The sequence below is a fragment of the Georgenia sp. EYE_87 genome (assembly GCF_023148685.1).
Lineage (GTDB): Bacteria > Actinomycetota > Actinomycetes > Actinomycetales > Actinomycetaceae > Georgenia.
In genome coordinates this window covers 86,738-102,906 of sequence record NZ_JAHXNL010000006.1, presented here as the reverse complement: position 1 = coordinate 102,906, position 16,169 = coordinate 86,738, and the positions used below count along the sequence as shown (strand labels likewise).

General features: G+C 73.8%; 11 protein-coding genes. All 11 read left to right on the top strand.

Annotated elements, in window-relative coordinates; all coding sequences use genetic code 11:
* The first annotated feature begins 135 nt into the window (after nucleotides 1–135).
* The 11 genes from pth to eno all read left to right on the top strand — a co-directional run bounded on the left by pth (nucleotide 136) and on the right by eno (nucleotide 16,037).
* Nucleotides 136–729, top strand: a complete 594-nt coding sequence (pth, locus tag KZX45_RS10660) for an aminoacyl-tRNA hydrolase (RefSeq protein ID WP_248257710.1) — start codon at nucleotides 136–138, stop codon at nucleotides 727–729.
* A gap of 181 nt (nucleotides 730–910) precedes the next feature.
* Nucleotides 911–3,568 (top strand): LamG-like jellyroll fold domain-containing protein, encoded by a 2,658-nt coding sequence (locus KZX45_RS10655; protein ID WP_248257709.1) that lies wholly within the window; start codon nucleotides 911–913, stop codon nucleotides 3,566–3,568.
* 142 nt (nucleotides 3,569–3,710) lie between these two features.
* Nucleotides 3,711–5,705, top strand: coding sequence for an ABC transporter ATP-binding protein (locus tag KZX45_RS10650; RefSeq protein WP_248257708.1), 1,995 nt, complete (start codon nucleotides 3,711–3,713; stop codon nucleotides 5,703–5,705).
* Between the two features lie 61 nt (nucleotides 5,706–5,766).
* Complete coding sequence (locus KZX45_RS10645) at nucleotides 5,767–6,336, top strand: DUF2231 domain-containing protein (protein WP_248257707.1); 570 nt, start codon at nucleotides 5,767–5,769, stop codon at nucleotides 6,334–6,336.
* Nucleotides 6,337–6,636: 300 nt separating this feature from the next.
* Complete coding sequence (gene mfd / locus KZX45_RS10640) at nucleotides 6,637–10,314, top strand: transcription-repair coupling factor (RefSeq protein WP_248257706.1); 3,678 nt, start codon at nucleotides 6,637–6,639, stop codon at nucleotides 10,312–10,314.
* Between the two features lie 175 nt (nucleotides 10,315–10,489).
* Nucleotides 10,490–11,125, top strand: coding sequence for a hypothetical protein (locus KZX45_RS10635; protein WP_248257705.1), 636 nt, complete (start codon nucleotides 10,490–10,492; stop codon nucleotides 11,123–11,125).
* Nucleotides 11,122–12,006: an energy-coupling factor transporter transmembrane component T gene (locus KZX45_RS10630; RefSeq protein ID WP_248257704.1), complete on the top strand. Its 885-nt coding sequence runs from the start codon at nucleotides 11,122–11,124 to the stop codon at nucleotides 12,004–12,006. Before KZX45_RS10635 ends, KZX45_RS10630 begins: the two co-directional genes overlap by 4 nt.
* Complete coding sequence (locus KZX45_RS10625; protein WP_248257703.1) at nucleotides 11,994–12,893, top strand: ABC transporter ATP-binding protein; 900 nt, start codon at nucleotides 11,994–11,996, stop codon at nucleotides 12,891–12,893. The genes KZX45_RS10630 and KZX45_RS10625 overlap by 13 nt, the downstream gene beginning before the upstream one ends.
* Nucleotides 12,893–13,696: an energy-coupling factor ABC transporter ATP-binding protein gene (locus tag KZX45_RS10620; protein ID WP_248257702.1), complete on the top strand. Its 804-nt coding sequence runs from the start codon at nucleotides 12,893–12,895 to the stop codon at nucleotides 13,694–13,696. Before KZX45_RS10625 ends, KZX45_RS10620 begins: the two co-directional genes overlap by 1 nt.
* Nucleotides 13,697–14,049: 353 nt before the next feature.
* A complete protein-coding gene (locus KZX45_RS10615) occupies nucleotides 14,050–14,610 on the top strand; it encodes a SurA N-terminal domain-containing protein (RefSeq protein ID WP_248257701.1) in 561 nt (186 codons plus the stop codon).
* 143 nt (nucleotides 14,611–14,753) lie between these two features.
* Nucleotides 14,754–16,037 (top strand): phosphopyruvate hydratase, encoded by a 1,284-nt coding sequence (gene eno, locus KZX45_RS10610; protein WP_248257700.1) that lies wholly within the window; start codon nucleotides 14,754–14,756, stop codon nucleotides 16,035–16,037.
* The last annotated feature ends 132 nt before the right edge of the window (nucleotides 16,038–16,169 follow it).

Below are 16,169 nucleotides of genomic sequence, written 5' to 3'. Positions count from 1 at the left end.
GCGGGCCGCGGTGCCCCTGGTGGGGGGCCCCCCCCCAGCCCCCTGGCGCCCCCCGCCCCCGGGGGGCGGGGCCGCGACGCGTGTGTCGGGCCCCGGTGCGATCATGGGGCCGGAGAGCGAAGCAGAAGGAGCAGCATGAGTCCGTGGCTCGTCGTCGGGCTGGGCAACCCCGGTCCGCAGTACGCCGGCAACCGGCACAACGTGGGCCAGATGGTCCTCGACGTGCTGGCCGCCAGGATGAGCGGCTCCTTCACCAGCCACAAGGCACGCGCGGCGGTGCTCGACGGCCGCCTGGGCATGCTGCCCGGCGGAGCCCCGGGGCCGCGGGTGATCCTGGCCAAGCCCGGCTCGTTCATGAACGTCTCCGGCGGCCCGGTCGGGGCGCTGGTGAAGTTCTACGACGTCGACCCGGCGCACCTGCTCGTCGTCCACGACGAGCTCGACCTCCCGCCGGACACGCTGCGCCTCAAGCTCGGCGGGGGAGAGGGCGGCCACAACGGGCTGCGCTCCGTCAGCCAGGCGCTCGGCACCAGGAACTACGTGCGGCTGCGGGTCGGCGTCGGCCGCCCGCCCGGACGGATGGACGCCGCGGACTACGTGCTGCGTGACTTCGCGCCCGCCGAGCGGGCGGACCTCGCGGTCACCCTCGAGCAGGCGGCCGACGCGGTCGAGGACGTCGTCACCCTCGGCCTGGAGAAGGCGCAGCTGCGCCTGCACACGGCTGTCTGACAGGCGACGGGCGGCCGGCCCGGTCACCCCGTAGGTCACCCCTACCCTGAATCGTCTTCACCCCGCGGGGCCCACGCGCGGAGGCCTCGTCGGCCGGAAAACTCCGCAGAGTCCGCCGGGTGCGGCCGCGTCCGGCGGCCCGCGCCCCGCCGCGGAACGGTCGAGCGGGAGGTCCAGGGCCATGGTCGGTGCGGGAGGACGCGGAGGCGGCGCGCGCGGGAACGCCGGGCGGATCGGCGCGGTCGTCGTGGCGGCGCTCGCGCTCGCGCTGGGGATCGCCCAGCCGGCCGGCGCCGGTGAGGCGCCGACGGCGGTGGGGCCGTCCGTCGTCGTCCCGGCCGACGCCTCCGGGCCGTCCGGGGCCGTCCCGGGCTCGGACGCCGCCTCGCCGGCCGACCTCGACGGGCCCTCGGGGACGGTCGTCGCGCCCAACTTCTCCCCGACGACGGGCCCCGAGGCGCCCGAGGTCGTCGCCCCCAGCCTGTGGTGGCGATGGACCGCGCCGGCGAACGGTGCCTACCGCTTCCACACCCACGGCAGCGAGCTGGACACCGTGCTCGCCGTCAGCACCGGCACGCCCGGGGCGCTGAGCGAGGTCCGCGGCAACGACGACGTGGGCAGCGTGGTCACCTCCGAGCTCGTCCTCCCGGCGAGAGCGGGCACGACGTACCTCATCGAGGTCGAGACCAGGGGCGGCCCCGGGCTGGTCACCCTCGGCTGGACCGCGCAGGGCGCGGCGGCCGGGCAGGGCGCTGCGGACGCGCAGGGCCCCGGCGCGCCGACCGCGAGCGGCGACCGGACGGGAGACCCCGGCTCCCTGCTGTCCGCACCGTCCGCGGCGGCGCTCACGGTCGACGACGGCGTCCCGGTCTCGGTGAACACCGGCGAGAAGCCCCAGTCCAAGCTGTGGCGCCACGACGGCACGTGGTGGGCCGTGCTCGCCTCGACGCAGGTGTCCCCGGCGGGGACCTGGCTGTGGCGCTACGACGGCGGCCGGTGGACGAACGTGCTCCGGCTCAGCTCCGACGCGACCCTGCGGGCGGACGCCAAGCGCGTCGGGAACGTCACGCACATCTTCCTGCACGGGCCCTCGCCGGTCCTCGTCTCCGTGGAGTACGTCCCCGGCACCCGGACCTACCAGCCGTGGACGGCCCGGCCGACCGCCACCCCCGTCTCGCTCTCCGGCAGCGAGACCGCCACCATCGACATCGACTCGACCGGCCGGATGTGGCTCGCCTCGGACAGCAGGACGAGCGTCGAGGTGCGCTACGCCGACTCGCCCTACCGCTCCTTCTCCTCCAGGACCGTGCTCGCCTCCAACGTCACCGAGGACGACATCGCCGTGGTCACCGCCATCCCAGGCGGGAAGATCGGCGTGCTCTGGTCCAACCAGTCCACCCGCCGGTTCGGCTTCCGCACCCACGCCGACGGGGCGAGCCCGTCGGCGTGGGGGAGCGACGAGGTGCCCGCGAGCCAGTCCGCGCTCAACATCGGCGGCGGTATGGCCGACGACCACCTCAACGTCGCCGTGGCCTCGGACGGGACGCTGTACGCCGCCGTCAAGACGTCCTACAACCGCTCGGACCGGCCCGTGATCGGCCTCCTCGTGCGGCGCCCCACCGGCTCGTGGGACAACCTCCGCGAGGTCGACGACGTCGGCACCCGCGCCATCGTCCAGCTCGACGAGTCGACCGGGACCCTGCGCGTGCTCTACACCGAGAGCACGAACTTCGACGACATCCTCATGAAGTCCGCCTCCACGCGTGACCTCGTCTTCCCGGCATCGTCCACGACGGCGATGGACGGCAACTTCAACAACGTCACCGGGACGAAGGAGAACGTCCCCGGCGCCCTCATGGTCATGGCGTCCTCGGTCAGCAAGGCACACTCGACGGTCATCGGCGCCGACCCCGCCCCGGACCCCGACCCCGAGCCGAGTGCGCCCGTAGTGGCGGACGGGTCGGTGACCACGACCCGGGACACGGCGGTCGACGGGACGCTCAGGGTCGCGTCGAGCTCGGGCGGGCCCCTGCTGTTCGAGGTGGTCACCGCGCCCCGGCTGGGGTCGGTGACGCTCACGGACGCGGCGACAGGGGCGTTCCGGTACGTGCCGGCGGCCGGTGCGGTGGGTCAGGACTCGTTCACCTTCCGGGTGCGGGACGGCCAGCTGTGGTCGGAGCCGGGGACCATGAGCGTGACGATCACGGCGCCGGCCCCGGCGCCCACCGGCGTGCGGGGACAGTGGCTCATGGACGAGGGCTCCGGGACCGCCGTCGGGGACTCGTCCGGGTGGGGCAACCACGGGACGGTGCAGGGCACGGTCGGGTGGGGGCCGGGCCGGGCCGGCTCGGCCCTGGTGCTCGACGGGTCGAGCGGGTACGCGCAGGTCCCGGACAACGCGTCGCTGGACCTCTCCGGTGCGATGACGGTGGCGGCGTGGGTGCGCCCGCAGGTGCTGGCGACGCAGTACGTGGTGAAGAAGGCGACCGGGTCCCGGAACGGCTTCGAGCTGTCGCTGTCGAGCTCGGGGCGGGGATTCTTCCGGGCGAACGAGGTGTCCTCGGGCAACCTGTACCGGGTCGACGCCACGTCGGTGCACCCGCTGGGCACGTGGGTGCACCTGGCCGGGACGTACGACGGGACGACGATGCGGTTCTACGTCGACGGGGTGCTGCAGGACTCGACGGCGGGACCCTCGGCCGTGGCGACGAACGGTCTCGCGCTGGGGATCGGCGCCGAGCCGGGCGGGTACCGCAAGCTCCGGGGCGGGCTGGACGAGGTCCGCCTGTACGACAGGGCCCTGAGCGCGCAGGAGATCGCCGGGCTCGCGGGCCGCTGAGTAGCCGCGACGCGACAGCGCCGGGCGGTGACCGCGGACGGGTGCGCCGCTGTCACGGCGCCGCCGCCCGAGGCGACGCGCGCCGCCGCCCGAGGCGACGCGCCGGAGCGGGCGCCCGCGCGCAGGTGCGAGGATCGGTGCCATGTCGATGGGTGGGATGCACGGGGGGATGGGCGGGCCCGGCGGTTACGGGCGCACCCTGCGGCAGGACTCCTCCGTGAAGGACCACCACCTCACGCCGGGCACCACCCGGCGGGTCCTGGGTTACGCCCGGCCGTACCGGTACCAGATCTTCTGGTTCCTCCTCCTCGTGGTGGCCGGTGCCCTGCTCGTGGTGGCCACCCCGCTGCTGCTCCAGCGGATCATCGACGACGGCGTGGCCGAGGGTGACCGTCGTCTCGTCGTGGTCCTCGCCTCGCTCGTGGCGCTGGTCGCGGTCGGCGAGGCGGTGCTGACCCTGGTCCAGCGCTGGTTCTCCACCCGCATCGGGGAGGGCCTGATCTACGACCTGCGCACCGACGTCTTCTCCCACGTCCAGCTGCAGTCCATCGCGTTCTTCACCCGCAGCCAGACCGGCTCGCTCGTCACGCGCCTGAACTCCGACGTCATCGGCGCCCAGCGGGCCTTCACCTCCACGCTCTCGGGCGTGGTCTCGAACGTCATCTCCGTCGTCGTGGTGCTCGCCACCATGCTCGCGCTGTCCTGGCAGATCACCGTCCTCGCCCTCCTGGTCGTGCCGTTCCTGCTGCTGCCCGCCCGCCGCGTGGGTCGGCGCCTCGCGGGACTGAACCGGCGGGGCATGGAGCTCAACGCCGAGCTGGGCAACCGGATGACCGAGCGGTTCAACGTGGGCGGCGCGCTGCTGGTGAAGCTCTTCGGCACGCCCGCGCGCGAGGACGCCGAGTTCGCGGAGAAGGCGGCCGCGGTCCGGGACATCGGCATCCGCACGGCGATGAGCAACCGCGTCTTCTTCGCGGCGCTGGGGGCCATGGCCTCGCTCGCCACCGCCCTGGTCTACGGGGTGGGCGGCGTGCTCGCCATCGACGGGACGGTGACCGTCGGGACGCTCGTCGCGTTCGCCGGGCTGCTCGGCCGCCTCTACGGGCCGGTGACCGGCCTGAGCAACGTCCAGGTGGACGTCATGAGCGCGCTGGTCAGCTTCGAGCGCGTCTTCGAGGTGCTCGACCTCCGACCGCTCATCACCGACGCGCCCGACGCCGTCGACCTGCCCGACGGCCCGCTGTCGGTGGAGCTCGAGGACGTCCGCTTCTCCTACCCGCGGCCCGAGCGGGTGTCGCTGGCCTCCCTCGAGGGTCTGCCACCCGCGGAGGCGGGGGAGCCCGCGGCCCACGCCGACGGCCGGGCGCAGGGCGACGGCCAGGTGGCCGCCGACGGCCGGGACCGCGCGTCCGACGGCCAGCCGGCGCCCGCCCTGCGCCGTCCGGACGAGGAGGTGCTCCGGGGCATCTCGCTACGGGTGGCGCCGGGCTCGATGCTGGCGCTGGTCGGCCCGTCCGGCGCGGGGAAGACGACGCTGTCCACGATGGTGGCGCGGCTGTACGACCCCACGTCCGGCACCGTCCGCGTCGGCGGCCTCGACCTGCGCGGCGTCCGGCAGGCGAGCCTCCACGCCGCCGTCGGGGTGGTGACCCAGGACGCGCACCTCTTCCACGACACCGTGCGCGCGAACCTCCTCTACGCGAGGCCGGACGCCACGGACGACGAGCTCTTCGCCGCCCTGCGGGCCGCGTACGTCGAGCCGCTCGTGCGCCGGCTGCCGGACGGGCTCGAGACCGTGGTCGGCGACCGCGGGCACCGGCTCTCCGGCGGCGAGAAGCAGCGCGTGGCGATCGCCCGCCTGCTGCTCCGCTCGCCCCGCGTGGTGGTGCTCGACGAGGCGACGGCGCACCTTGACTCCGAGTCCGAGGCCGCCGTCCAGCTCGCCCTCGACACGGCGATGGAGGGGCGGACCTCGATCGTCATCGCCCACCGTCTCTCCACCGTCCGCAAGGCGGACTCGATCGCCGTGGTCGACGGCGGCCGGGTGGTGGAGCAGGGCACGCACGCCGAGCTCCTCGCCTCCCACGGGCTGTACGCGGAGCTGTACGAGACGCAGTTCGCCCAGCAGGGCGCCTGAGCCCCGCAATCCCCGCCGCCGGCTCCCGCGTACAACCCTCACGACGGACAAGGAGCCAGACATGTTCGACCTCATCGCCGGGCTGCCCCTGCACCCCCTGGTCGTCCACGGGGTCGTCGTGCTGCTCCCGCTCGCGGCGCTGGGGACCGTGGCGGTCGCCGCCGTGCCCGGGTGGCGGCGCCGGTTCGGCGTCCTCGTGGCGCTCCTCGCGACGGCCGCGACGGCGATGGTGCCGGTGGCCACCCGCAGCGGCGAGGCGCTCCAGCGCCGGGTGGGCCCGCCCGCGGGCGACCACGCGACCCTCGGCGGCCAGCTCCTCTGGTACGCGCTCCCGCTGGCGGTCCTGGTGTGGTTGCTCGTCCTCGCCGACGCCCGCACCCGTGCCGCCGCCCCGAGCGCGCTCTCCCGTGGGCCCGGCGCCGCGGCACGGGGCGTCCGGGCGCCGGACACGCCCCAGGCGCCCGGGGTCCGGTCGGGCCCGCCGGCCGCCCGCCCCGGCCGGGCGCTGGTCACCACCCTCGCCGTCCTCGCGGTCGTCGCCGCCCTGGCGGCGCTCGTCCAGGTCTACCGGGTGGGGGACAGCGGGGCCCGTTCGGTGTGGGGCGACGTCGCGGCCGTCCAGATCCGCTGATCCGCTGGGCCCGGCGTCGGCCCCGGAGGCGATGTCAGCCGCACGCACGTCAGCCCCGCGTAGGACGTCGGCCCGAGAGCCGGCCGGCCGCGCCACCGTGGCGCATCGCGGTCGCCGCCGCCCACGTCCCCCCGGAGCGGCGGCGGCCACCGGCCCGTAGACTGCCCGTGGACCCCGCCTCCTGCCGGATGCGGGGCTCGCGTGCTGCCCGCCCCGTCGGCCCGTGCCGCCCGGCCCGAGCTTGGCGCCCGGCCACGACGGCGCAGCGCGCCCTCCGCCGTCGTCCCTCGCGAAGGACCCATGAAGCTCACCGGACTCCTCCCGCTGCTGCGCCGCGACCCGGCGATCGCCGATGCCGTCAGGCTCGCGCGCGAACCCGTCCTGGCCCCCCTGGTGCACGTCAACGTCCCCCTCGGCGTGCGCGCCCCGCTCGCCGCGGAGCTGACCGCCCAGGGCCGCCCGCTCGTCGTCGTCACCGCCACCGGCCGCGAGGCCGATGAGGCGGCCGCCTCCCTGCGCCACTTCCTCGCCGACGACGACGTCGCCGTCTTCCCCGCCTGGGAGACCCTCCCGCACGAGCGGCTCTCGCCGCGCAGCGACACCGTCGCCAGGCGGCTCGCCGTGCTGCGCCGGCTGGCGCACCCGACCGACGCGGGCGGGCAGTCCGGCGAGATCAAGGTCCTCGTGGTGCCGGTGCGCGCGCTGCTGCAACCGGTCGTCAAGGGCCTCGGCGAGCTCGAGCCCGTCTCGCTCGCCGTCGGTCAGGAGGCCGACCTCGAACAGGTCGCCGCCGACCTCGCCGCCGCCGCGTACACGCGAGTGGACATGGTCGAGCGACGCGGCGAGTTCGCCGTGCGCGGCGGCATCCTGGACGTCTTCCCGCCCACCGAGGACCACCCGATGCGGCTGGAGTTCTGGGGCGACGAGGTCGAGGAGATCCGCTGGTTCGCCGTCGCCGACCAGCGCTCCCTCGAGGTCGCCGAGCACGGCCTGTGGGCGCCGCCGTGCCGCGAGCTGCTCCTGGACGAGAAGGTCCGCGCACGCGCCGCCGCTCTGGTCCAGGACCTCCCCGGCGCCGCGGACATGCTCGAGCGGATGAGCCACGGCATCGCGGTGGAGGGCATGGAGTCCCTCTCGCCGGTGCTTGTGGAGGGCATGCAGCCGGTGCTCGACCTCGTCCCCGACCACTCCCTCGTCGTGCTGTCCGACCCCGAGCGGGTGCGCCGCCGCGCCCACGACCTCGTCGCCACCACCGAGGAGTTCCTCGCCGCGGCCTGGGCGTCCGCCGCCCAGGGCGGGAAGACCCCGCTCGACCTGCGAGCCGCCTCCTTCGCCGAGCTCGCCGAGGCCCGCGCGCTCGCGCTGACCCGCGGGCTGGGCTGGTGGTCGTTCTCCGCGCTGCCCACCGACGCCGAGCTCGACGCGCCCGAGCTGGCCGGTCCGGCCCCCGCCGTCGGGGGAGGGGACGACGCGGGCGTGCCCGCCGTCGCGAGCCCCGCCACGTCCACGTCCACGTCTGCGTCCGCGGGAGGCGGCGCGCTCGCCGTCGGCGCCCGCGACGTCGAGCGGTACAACGGCGACGTCGAGCGCGCCCTCAAGGACCTCGCAGACCTCGTCCACCAGGGCTGGCACCTCGTCCTGACCACGGAGGGCCCCGGGCCCGCCCGCCGCCTGAGCGAGCAGCTGGCCGCCGCCGACGTCCCCGCCCGGCTCGTCGAGGACGTCGCCGAGGAGCCGCCCGCGTCCGTGGTGCTCGTGACCACCGCCGCGTCCGGGCGCAGTTTCGTCGCGCCCGACCTCAAGCTCGCGCTGGTCGCCGAGGCGGACATCACCGGCCGCGCCGGCACCTCGACGCGGGACATGCGGCGCATGCCGTCCAAGCGGCGCAACGTCGTCGACCCGCTCGCCCTGCGCGCCGGGGACCACGTGGTGCACGAGCAGCACGGCGTCGGGCGGTTCGTCGAGCTGGTCCAGCGCACGGTCGGCACGGGCGCCGACGCCACGACCCGCGAGTACCTCGTGATCGAGTACGCCTCGTCCAAGCGGGGCCAGCCCGGCGACCGGCTCTTCGTCCCCACCGACTCCCTCGACCAGGTCACCAAGTACACCGGCGGCGAGGCGCCCACCCTGAGCAAGATGGGCGGGTCGGACTGGGCGAAGACCAAGGCCTCGGCCAAGAAGGCCGTCAAGAAGATCGCCGCCGAGCTCATCCGCCTCTACGCGGCGCGCATGTCCACCAAGGGCCACGCGTTCGCCCAGGACACCCCCTGGCAGCGCGAGCTCGAGGACGCCTTCCCCTACATCGAGACCCCCGACCAGGTGGTCACGATCGAGGAGGTCAAGGCGGACATGGAGAAGCCGTACCCGATGGACCGCCTCATCAGCGGGGACGTCGGCTACGGCAAGACGGAGATCGCCGTGCGCGCGGCGTTCAAGGCCGTCCAGGACGGCAAGCAGGTGGCCGTCCTCGTGCCCACCACGCTGCTGGTCCAGCAGCACCTCGACACCTTCTCCGAGCGGTACGCCGGCTTCCCGGTCACCGTGCGGGCGCTCTCGCGCTTCCAGTCCGACGCCGAGGCCGCCGAGGTCAAGGAGGGCGTGCGCTCCGGGAAGATCGACGTCGTCATCGGCACCCACCGCCTCCTCACCGGGGAGGTGCGGTTCAAGGACCTCGGCCTGGTGGTCGTCGACGAGGAGCAGCGATTCGGCGTCGAGCACAAGGAGACGCTCAAGCAGCTGCGCACCAACGTCGACGTCCTGGCGATGTCCGCGACCCCGATCCCGCGCACCCTGGAGATGGCGATCACCGGCATCCGCGAGATGTCCACGCTCGCCACGCCGCCGGAGGAGCGGCACCCGGTGCTGACCTTCGTGGGGGCGTTCGAGGAGAAGCAGGTGGCCGCGTCGATCCGCCGCGAGCTCCTGCGCGAGGGCCAGGTCTTCTACGTGCACAACCGCGTCTCCTCCATCAACAAGGCCGCGGCCCGCCTGGCCGAGCTCGTGCCGGAGGCCCGCATCGCCGTCGCCCACGGCAAGATGGGCGAGCACCAGCTCGAGCGGGTGATCCAGGACTTCTGGAACAAGGAGTTCGACGTCCTGGTCTGCACCACGATCGTCGAGACCGGCCTGGACATCTCCAACGCCAACACGCTCGTGGTCGAGCGCGCGGACCAGCTGGGCCTGTCCCAGCTCCACCAGCTGCGCGGTCGCGTGGGCCGTGGCCGCGAGCGCGCGTACGCGTACTTCTTCTACCCGCCCGAGAAGCCGCTGACCGAGACCGCGCACGACCGGCTCGCCACCATCGCCGCCCACACCGACCTCGGCGCCGGCATCCAGGTGGCCATGAAGGACCTCGAGATCCGCGGCGCCGGCAACCTCCTCGGCGGGGAGCAGTCCGGGCACATCGCCGGGGTGGGCTTCGACCTCTACGTGCGCATGGTCTCCGACGCCGTCGCGGAGTACCGCGGCGAGAAGGAGACCGAGAAGGCCGACGTCAAGGTCGAGCTGCCGATCGACGCCCACGTCCCGCACGACTACATCGCCCACGAGCGCCTGCGCCTGGAGGCCTACGCCAAGATCGCCGTGGCCGGGGACGAGGCGTCGATCCAGGCGGTGCGCGAGGAGCTGATCGACCGCTACGGGCCGGTGCCCGAGCCGGTCGAGCGGCTCTTCGCCGTCTCCGCCCTGCGGGAGAAGGCCCGTGCGGTGGGGCTGGCCGACATCACCGCGCAGGGCAAGTACCTGCGCTTCGCGCCGGTGGAGCTGCCGGAGTCCGCCGAGCTGCGCCTCAAGCGGCTCTACCCGGGCACCGTGCTCAAGCCGGCGGTCCGCGCGATCCTCGTGCCGTTCCCGATGACCGCGAAGCTCGGGGGCAGGCCGCTGCGCGACGCCGCCCTGCTCGCGTGGGTGGACGAGCTCATCGAGTCGGTGCTCAAGGCGTCGGTCGCCGCCGCGGCCAAGGTTGGGACGACGGCGTAGCCCCGGTCTCGATCCGGTGGCTCCGGTCTCGATCCGGTAGCCGCGGTCTCGATCCGGTGACGTACCGACGCGCCTGGTTGCCAACGGTGCCCGGGGCGCGGGAACCTGTGACACCCTCGGCATCGAGAGCCGGGGGACGCCCGCGCGGGCCGCGGGCCTGACGAAGGAGCTCGACATGGGTCTCGGTGCCTCGATCAAGCGTGACTTCACGCTCATGGCCATCCTCCTGATCCCGGTGGCCATCGCGATCAACGTCGTCGGGGGGCAGCTCGCCAAGACGCTCCAGCTCTGGATCTTCCTCGACTCCATCGGCACGTTCCTCGTCGCGATGCTGGCCGGGCCGTGGATCGGGCTGGTGACGGGCGCGCTGAGCGTGCTCCTGCTCTCCGTCGCGGACCCGACCATGGCGCCGTGGTCGGTCCTGGCCGCGGCGATGGGCTTCCTCGTCGGGGTGCTCGCCCGGCGCGGCATGTTCACCACGTGGGGGAAGGCGGCGATCAGCGCCCTCATCGTCACGGTCATCTCGGTGGCGGTCTCGGTGCTGCTCAGCTACTACCTCTACGGCGGCTTCACCACCTCGGGCGTCTCGATCCTCACCGGTGCGATCAACGACTACTCCGACCTGCCGCTCTTCTGGGCCATCGTCGCCTCGCACACTCCCGCCGAGCTGATCGACAAGTTCCTCTCCGTCGGGATCGCGACGCTGGTCGTCCGGTCGCTGTCGAACCGCGCCCTGCTGCGCTTCCCGCACGGCGAGATCTTCGTCGCCGCCCGCAAGCGGGAGCGCGGCGCCGCACGCACGGCGCCGTGACCGACGGCGCAGCCCCCACTGACCCCCGGCCGCCCGGTGACGACGGCGGCGCAGCCACCGACCCCGCGCCGCCCGGTGACGACGGCGGCGCAGCCACCGACCCCGCGCCGGCGCCCGGTGTCCAGGTCCTGACGGACCCCAACCCGATCCTCGCCCTCAACCCGACGACCGTCGTCGTCCTCGGCGTGGTGCTCGCCGTGCTCTCGCAGCTCGCCGGCCTGTGGTCGGTGGGGGCCGTCGTGGTGGTGTGCGTGCTCGTGGCCGCCGCCGCGGGCCGGCTGCGTGCGTTCCTCACGGCGTGGGCCTCGACCGTGGTGCTGCTCAGCGTCGTCATCGTCGCTCTGCAGACCCTGTTCATCGAGGGGCCGACGATCCTGTTCAGCCTCTGGATCCTCGACGGCACCCTCGAGGGGTTCGAGCGGGGCGTGTCCTTCGCGGCGCGCATCATGGGCGCCGGGACCCCCCTGGTGCTGGCGGCGCAGCTGAGCGACCGCCGGCGGGTCATGCTCGAGCTGGAGCGGCGCCGGGTGCCGCCGAAGGCCACCTACGTCGTCGTCGCCGCGCTCAACCTCATCCCGGAGATGCGCAAGCAGACCGGCGCGATCCTCGACGCCCAGCGGGCCCGCGGCATCGAGACGGACGCGAACTGGTTCGTCCGCGCCCGGGCGTTCGTGCCCACCCTCGTGCCGCTGATCCTCAGCTCGGTGCTGTCCGTGGAGGAGAAGGCGCTCGCCCTGCAGTCCCGCGGGTTCACGCTCTCCGGGCCGCGGACCTCCCTGTACGCCGTGGTCGACACCCGGCGGGACCGCGTGGTGCGGGCCGTGCTGTGGGCCGTGTTGGCGGTCGCCGTCGTCGGAAGGATCGTGCTGTGGGTGCTGTGAGCGCCGCCGTGGAGGTCGCCGACCTCGTCTACACCTACCCGGGCGTCGACGAGCCCACGCTGCGCGGGGTATCGCTGACGGTCGCGCCGGGGACGTTGTGCGCCGTCGTCGGGCCGAACGGGGCGGGCAAGACCACGCTGTGCCACGCGATCCGCGGGTTCGTCCCGCACTTCTACAAGGGCGAGCTGTCCGGGACCGTGCGCGTGGGCGGGCAGGACGTGGCGGCCGCCGACGAGAACGAACTCGCCCGGGGCATCGGGTACGTCTTCCAGAACCCCTTCACCCAGATGAGCGGGATCACCGACACCGTCTTCGACGAGCTCGCCTTCGGCCTGGGCAACCTCGGGGTGCCGCCGACGGAGATCCGCGCGCGGGTCGAGGAGGCGCTCGAGCGCGCCGGCCTCGCGGACCTGCGCGACCGCCACCCGTTCCAGCTCTCCGGGGGCCAGCAGCAGCGGGTGGCGCTGGCGGCGGTCCTGATCATGGAGCAGCCGGTCCTGGTGATCGACGAGCCCACCAGCCAGCTCGACCCGCGCTCGACCGAGGACGTCTTCGCGCTGGTCGCCGCCATGAAGGAGGCGGGCCGGACGGTGGTGCTCGTGGAGCACAAGATGTCCCTCGTGGCGGAGCACGCGGACCAGGTGGTGGTGCTCGACGGGGGCGAGGTGGTGCTCGCCGGGACCCCGCGGGAGGTCTTCACCGACCCCCGAACCTCGGAGCACGGCACCCTCCTGCCCGAGGCGGTCCGGCTCGCCGCCGCGCTGCGGGACCGCGGCGTCGACGTCCCCGGGGCGCCGCTGACCGTCGAGACCCTCGCCGCCGCCCTCGGCGGCCGGGGCGACGGTGGGGCCGACGTCGGCCCCGCCGGGGCCGTGGGGGAGGCGTGATGGCACTCGTCGAGCTCGAGGGCGTCTCGTTCCGCTACCCCGGCGGCACGCTCGCCGTGGAGGGGGTCTCGCTCGCCGTCGACGCCGGGGAGTCGGTGGCGATCATCGGCCAGAACGGCGCCGGCAAGACCACCACGGTGAAGATGATGAACGGCCTGCTTCGGCCGACGTCGGGCACCGTGCGGGTGGACGGGGTGGACACGCGCACCCGCACCGCCGCGCAGGTGGCCCGCCGGGTGGGGTACGTCTTCCAGAACCCCGACGACCAGATCTTCAACAGCACGGTCCGGCGCGAGGTCGGGTACGGCCTGCGCCGGCTCCGGCTGGATGGCGAGGAGTCCGCGCGGCGCGTCGACGAGGCTGCCGAGCTCGCCGGCCTGGGCGACCTGCTCGACGAGAACCCGCACGACCTGCCGCTGTCGGTGCGCAAGTTCGTCACCATCGCCTCGGTGCTCGCGGTCGACCCCGACGCCGTCGTGCTCGACGAGCCCACTGCGGGTCAGGACCGGGCCGGCCTCGACCGCATCGCGGCCATCACGGCCCACCTCGCGGCGCGCGGCCGCGCGGTCGTGACGATCACCCACGACATGGAGTTCGTGGCGCGGCACGTCGAGCGGGTGGTGGTGATGGCCGAGCGGCGGGTGGTGCGCGAGGGCCGCGCGGCAGAGATCTTCGCCGACGCCGCGGCGATGTCGGCGGCCCGGCTCGCGCAGCCGGCGGTCGTCGAGCTGGCCGGGCGGCTCGGGCTGACGGGTGTCGGTCTCAGCGTCGACGCGCTCGCGTACGCCCTGCGCGCGCGCTGAGCCCCGACGCCCTCGCTGACGCCTGCGTGCTGAGCCAGGACGCGCTCGGGGACGCCTGCGCGCGCCCCGCGAGGGTGGCGAGACGGGCCTCACGAGGTGGGTAAGTGGGTTTGCGCAGACACAGTGGTCCTGGGCCGACTTCTTCTGCCCAGGGCCACTTCTTGGTCAGCACGGTGCCCTGCCTGGTCGTCCGCACCTTGACCTGCCGGTTCCTCCGGGCCCGCCAGAACCCGGACGTCTGCTGCCGGTCCCGGACGCGTGCACAACGTGCCCGCCAGGTGCCTCTACGATGAAGACGGTTCAGCAGCACAGCCCGGACCGCGCCCAGCGGCGGGAGACTCGGAGGTTCACCGGTGGCCAGCACGCGCCCCTCGCACCTGATCCGCACCGCCGTCGCGCTCGCCGCGGCGGGGCTCGCCCTGGCCGGCTGCTCCGCCCAGCCAGGCACCGCAGCCACGGTCAACGGCACCACGATCAGCGAGAACGAGGTCGACGAGGCCACCTCCGAATTCATCGCCCTCACCGGGCAGCAGGACGTCACCCCGGTGGCCGTGCTCAACACCCTGGTCGAGGGCGAGCTGCTCGACCCGATCGCCATCGAGGCCGGCTACGCCGTCTCCGACGCCGAGGTGGAGCAGTTCTTCCTCGAGCAGGCGTCTGCCGCCGGCGCCACGCAGCGTCCCGACGTCGAGTCCGAGGCGTTCCTCGACCTCGGCCGCTACCTGCTGCAGTACAACGAGATCTACGCCTCCCCGGACGCCCAGGCCATCTTCGCCGAGGCCGAGACGGCGCGTCAGGAGGCGGACATCGAGGTCAACCCGCGCTACGCGCAGACCGACGACTCGGGGGCGTTCGTCCCGACCGTGCGCGACTGGATCCACCAGGGCGAGCCCGCCCCCACCCCCGCCGGCTGAGGCTGGGCCCGCGGCGGCGTGGCGCTGTTCACACCCGCCTGCACCCTTCTCCGGGCGGATGGTCCCTCGCTGTCGGGTTTGCCCCGTACTACGGTTGACGATGTTTGCGAACCCGCACCACCCACCGACTGAAGGAGTCACCTGTGGCCAGCATCGAGGCCGTTGGCGCCCGCGAGATTCTTGACTCGCGCGGCAACCCCACCGTGGAGGTCGAGGTCGCGCTCGAGGACGGCACCGTCGCGCGCGCGGCCGTGCCCTCCGGCGCGTCCACCGGCGCGTTCGAGGCCGTCGAGCGCCGTGACGGCGACAACTCCCGCTACCTGGGCAAGGGCGTGCAGAACGCCGTCGACGCCGTGATCGACACCATCGCTCCCGAGGTCCTCGGCATCGAGGCGACCGAGCAGCGCATCATCGACCAGACCCTCATCGACCTCGACGGCTCCGCCAACAAGGGCAAGCTCGGCGCGAACGCCATCCTGGGCGTCTCCCTCGCCGTCGCCAAGGCCGCGGCCGAGTCCGCCGGGCTGCCGCTGTTCCGCTACGTCGGCGGCCCCAACGCCTACCTGCTGCCCGTGCCGATGATGAACATCCTCAACGGCGGCTCGCACGCGGACTCCAACGTCGACATCCAGGAGTTCATGGTCGCCCCCGTCGGTGCGCCGACGTTCAAGGAGGCGCTGCGCTGGGGAGCGGAGGTCTACCACTCCCTCAAGTCGGTGCTCAAGGCCCGCGGGCTGGCCACCGGCCTGGGCGACGAGGGCGGCTTCGCCCCGAACCTCGAGTCGAACCGCGCCGCCCTCGACCTGATCCTCGAGGCCGTCGAGAAGGCCGGCTACAAGCCGGGCGAGGAGATCGCCCTGGCCCTGGACGTCGCCTCCACCGAGTTCTTCTCCGACGGCGCCTACCAGTTCGAGGGCAGGGCCACCTCGCCCGCGGACATGGTCGCCTACTACGAGAAGCTCGTGGCCGACTACCCGCTGGTCTCCATCGAGGACCCGCTGAGCGAGGACGAGTGGGACAGCTGGGCCCAGCTGGTCGCCCAGGTCGGCGACCGCGTCCAGATCGTCGGCGACGACCTCTTCGTCACCAACCCCGAGCGCCTTGCCAAGGGCATCGAGCTGCGCGCCGCCAACTCGCTGCTGGTCAAGCTCAACCAGATCGGCTCCCTCACCGAGACCCTCGACGCCGTCACGCTCGCGCAGCGCAACGGCTTCACCGCGATGGTCTCCCACCGCTCCGGCGAGACCGAGGACACCACGATCGCCGACCTGTCCGTCGCCGTGAACGCCGGCCAGATCAAGACCGGTGCCCCCGCCCGCGGCGAGCGCATCAACAAGTACAACCAGCTGCTGCGCATCGAGGAGGAGCTCGACGACGCGGCGGTCTACGCCGGCCGCAGCGCTTTCCCGCGCGCCGCACGCGCCTGACCGGCGGGTCGCCGGCCTGTCCGACGGGGCCCTGACCGGCCCCGCCCGGTGGCCGCGCGGCCGTGCCCGCGACGCCGGGAGCCCGGTGCGTCGTCGTCCTCCCGGACGACTCACGCACCGTGGCTCCCGGCG

Excerpts from the sequence above, each read along its gene's own strand:
- KZX45_RS10645 (WP_248257707.1), top strand. The coding sequence starts at position 5,767 with ATGTTCGACCTCATCGCCGGGCTGCCCCTGCACCCCCTGGTCGTCCAC.
- KZX45_RS10655 (WP_248257709.1), top strand. The coding sequence starts at position 911 with ATGGTCGGTGCGGGAGGACGCGGAGGCGGCGCGCGCGGGAACGCCGGG.
- pth (WP_248257710.1), top strand. The coding sequence starts at position 136 with ATGAGTCCGTGGCTCGTCGTCGGGCTGGGCAACCCCGGTCCGCAGTAC.
- KZX45_RS10650 (WP_248257708.1), top strand. The coding sequence starts at position 3,711 with ATGTCGATGGGTGGGATGCACGGGGGGATGGGCGGGCCCGGCGGTTAC.
- KZX45_RS10620 (WP_248257702.1), top strand. The coding sequence starts at position 12,893 with ATGGCACTCGTCGAGCTCGAGGGCGTCTCGTTCCGCTACCCCGGCGGC.
- KZX45_RS10635 (WP_248257705.1), top strand. The coding sequence starts at position 10,490 with ATGGGTCTCGGTGCCTCGATCAAGCGTGACTTCACGCTCATGGCCATC.
- mfd (WP_248257706.1), top strand. The coding sequence starts at position 6,637 with ATGAAGCTCACCGGACTCCTCCCGCTGCTGCGCCGCGACCCGGCGATC.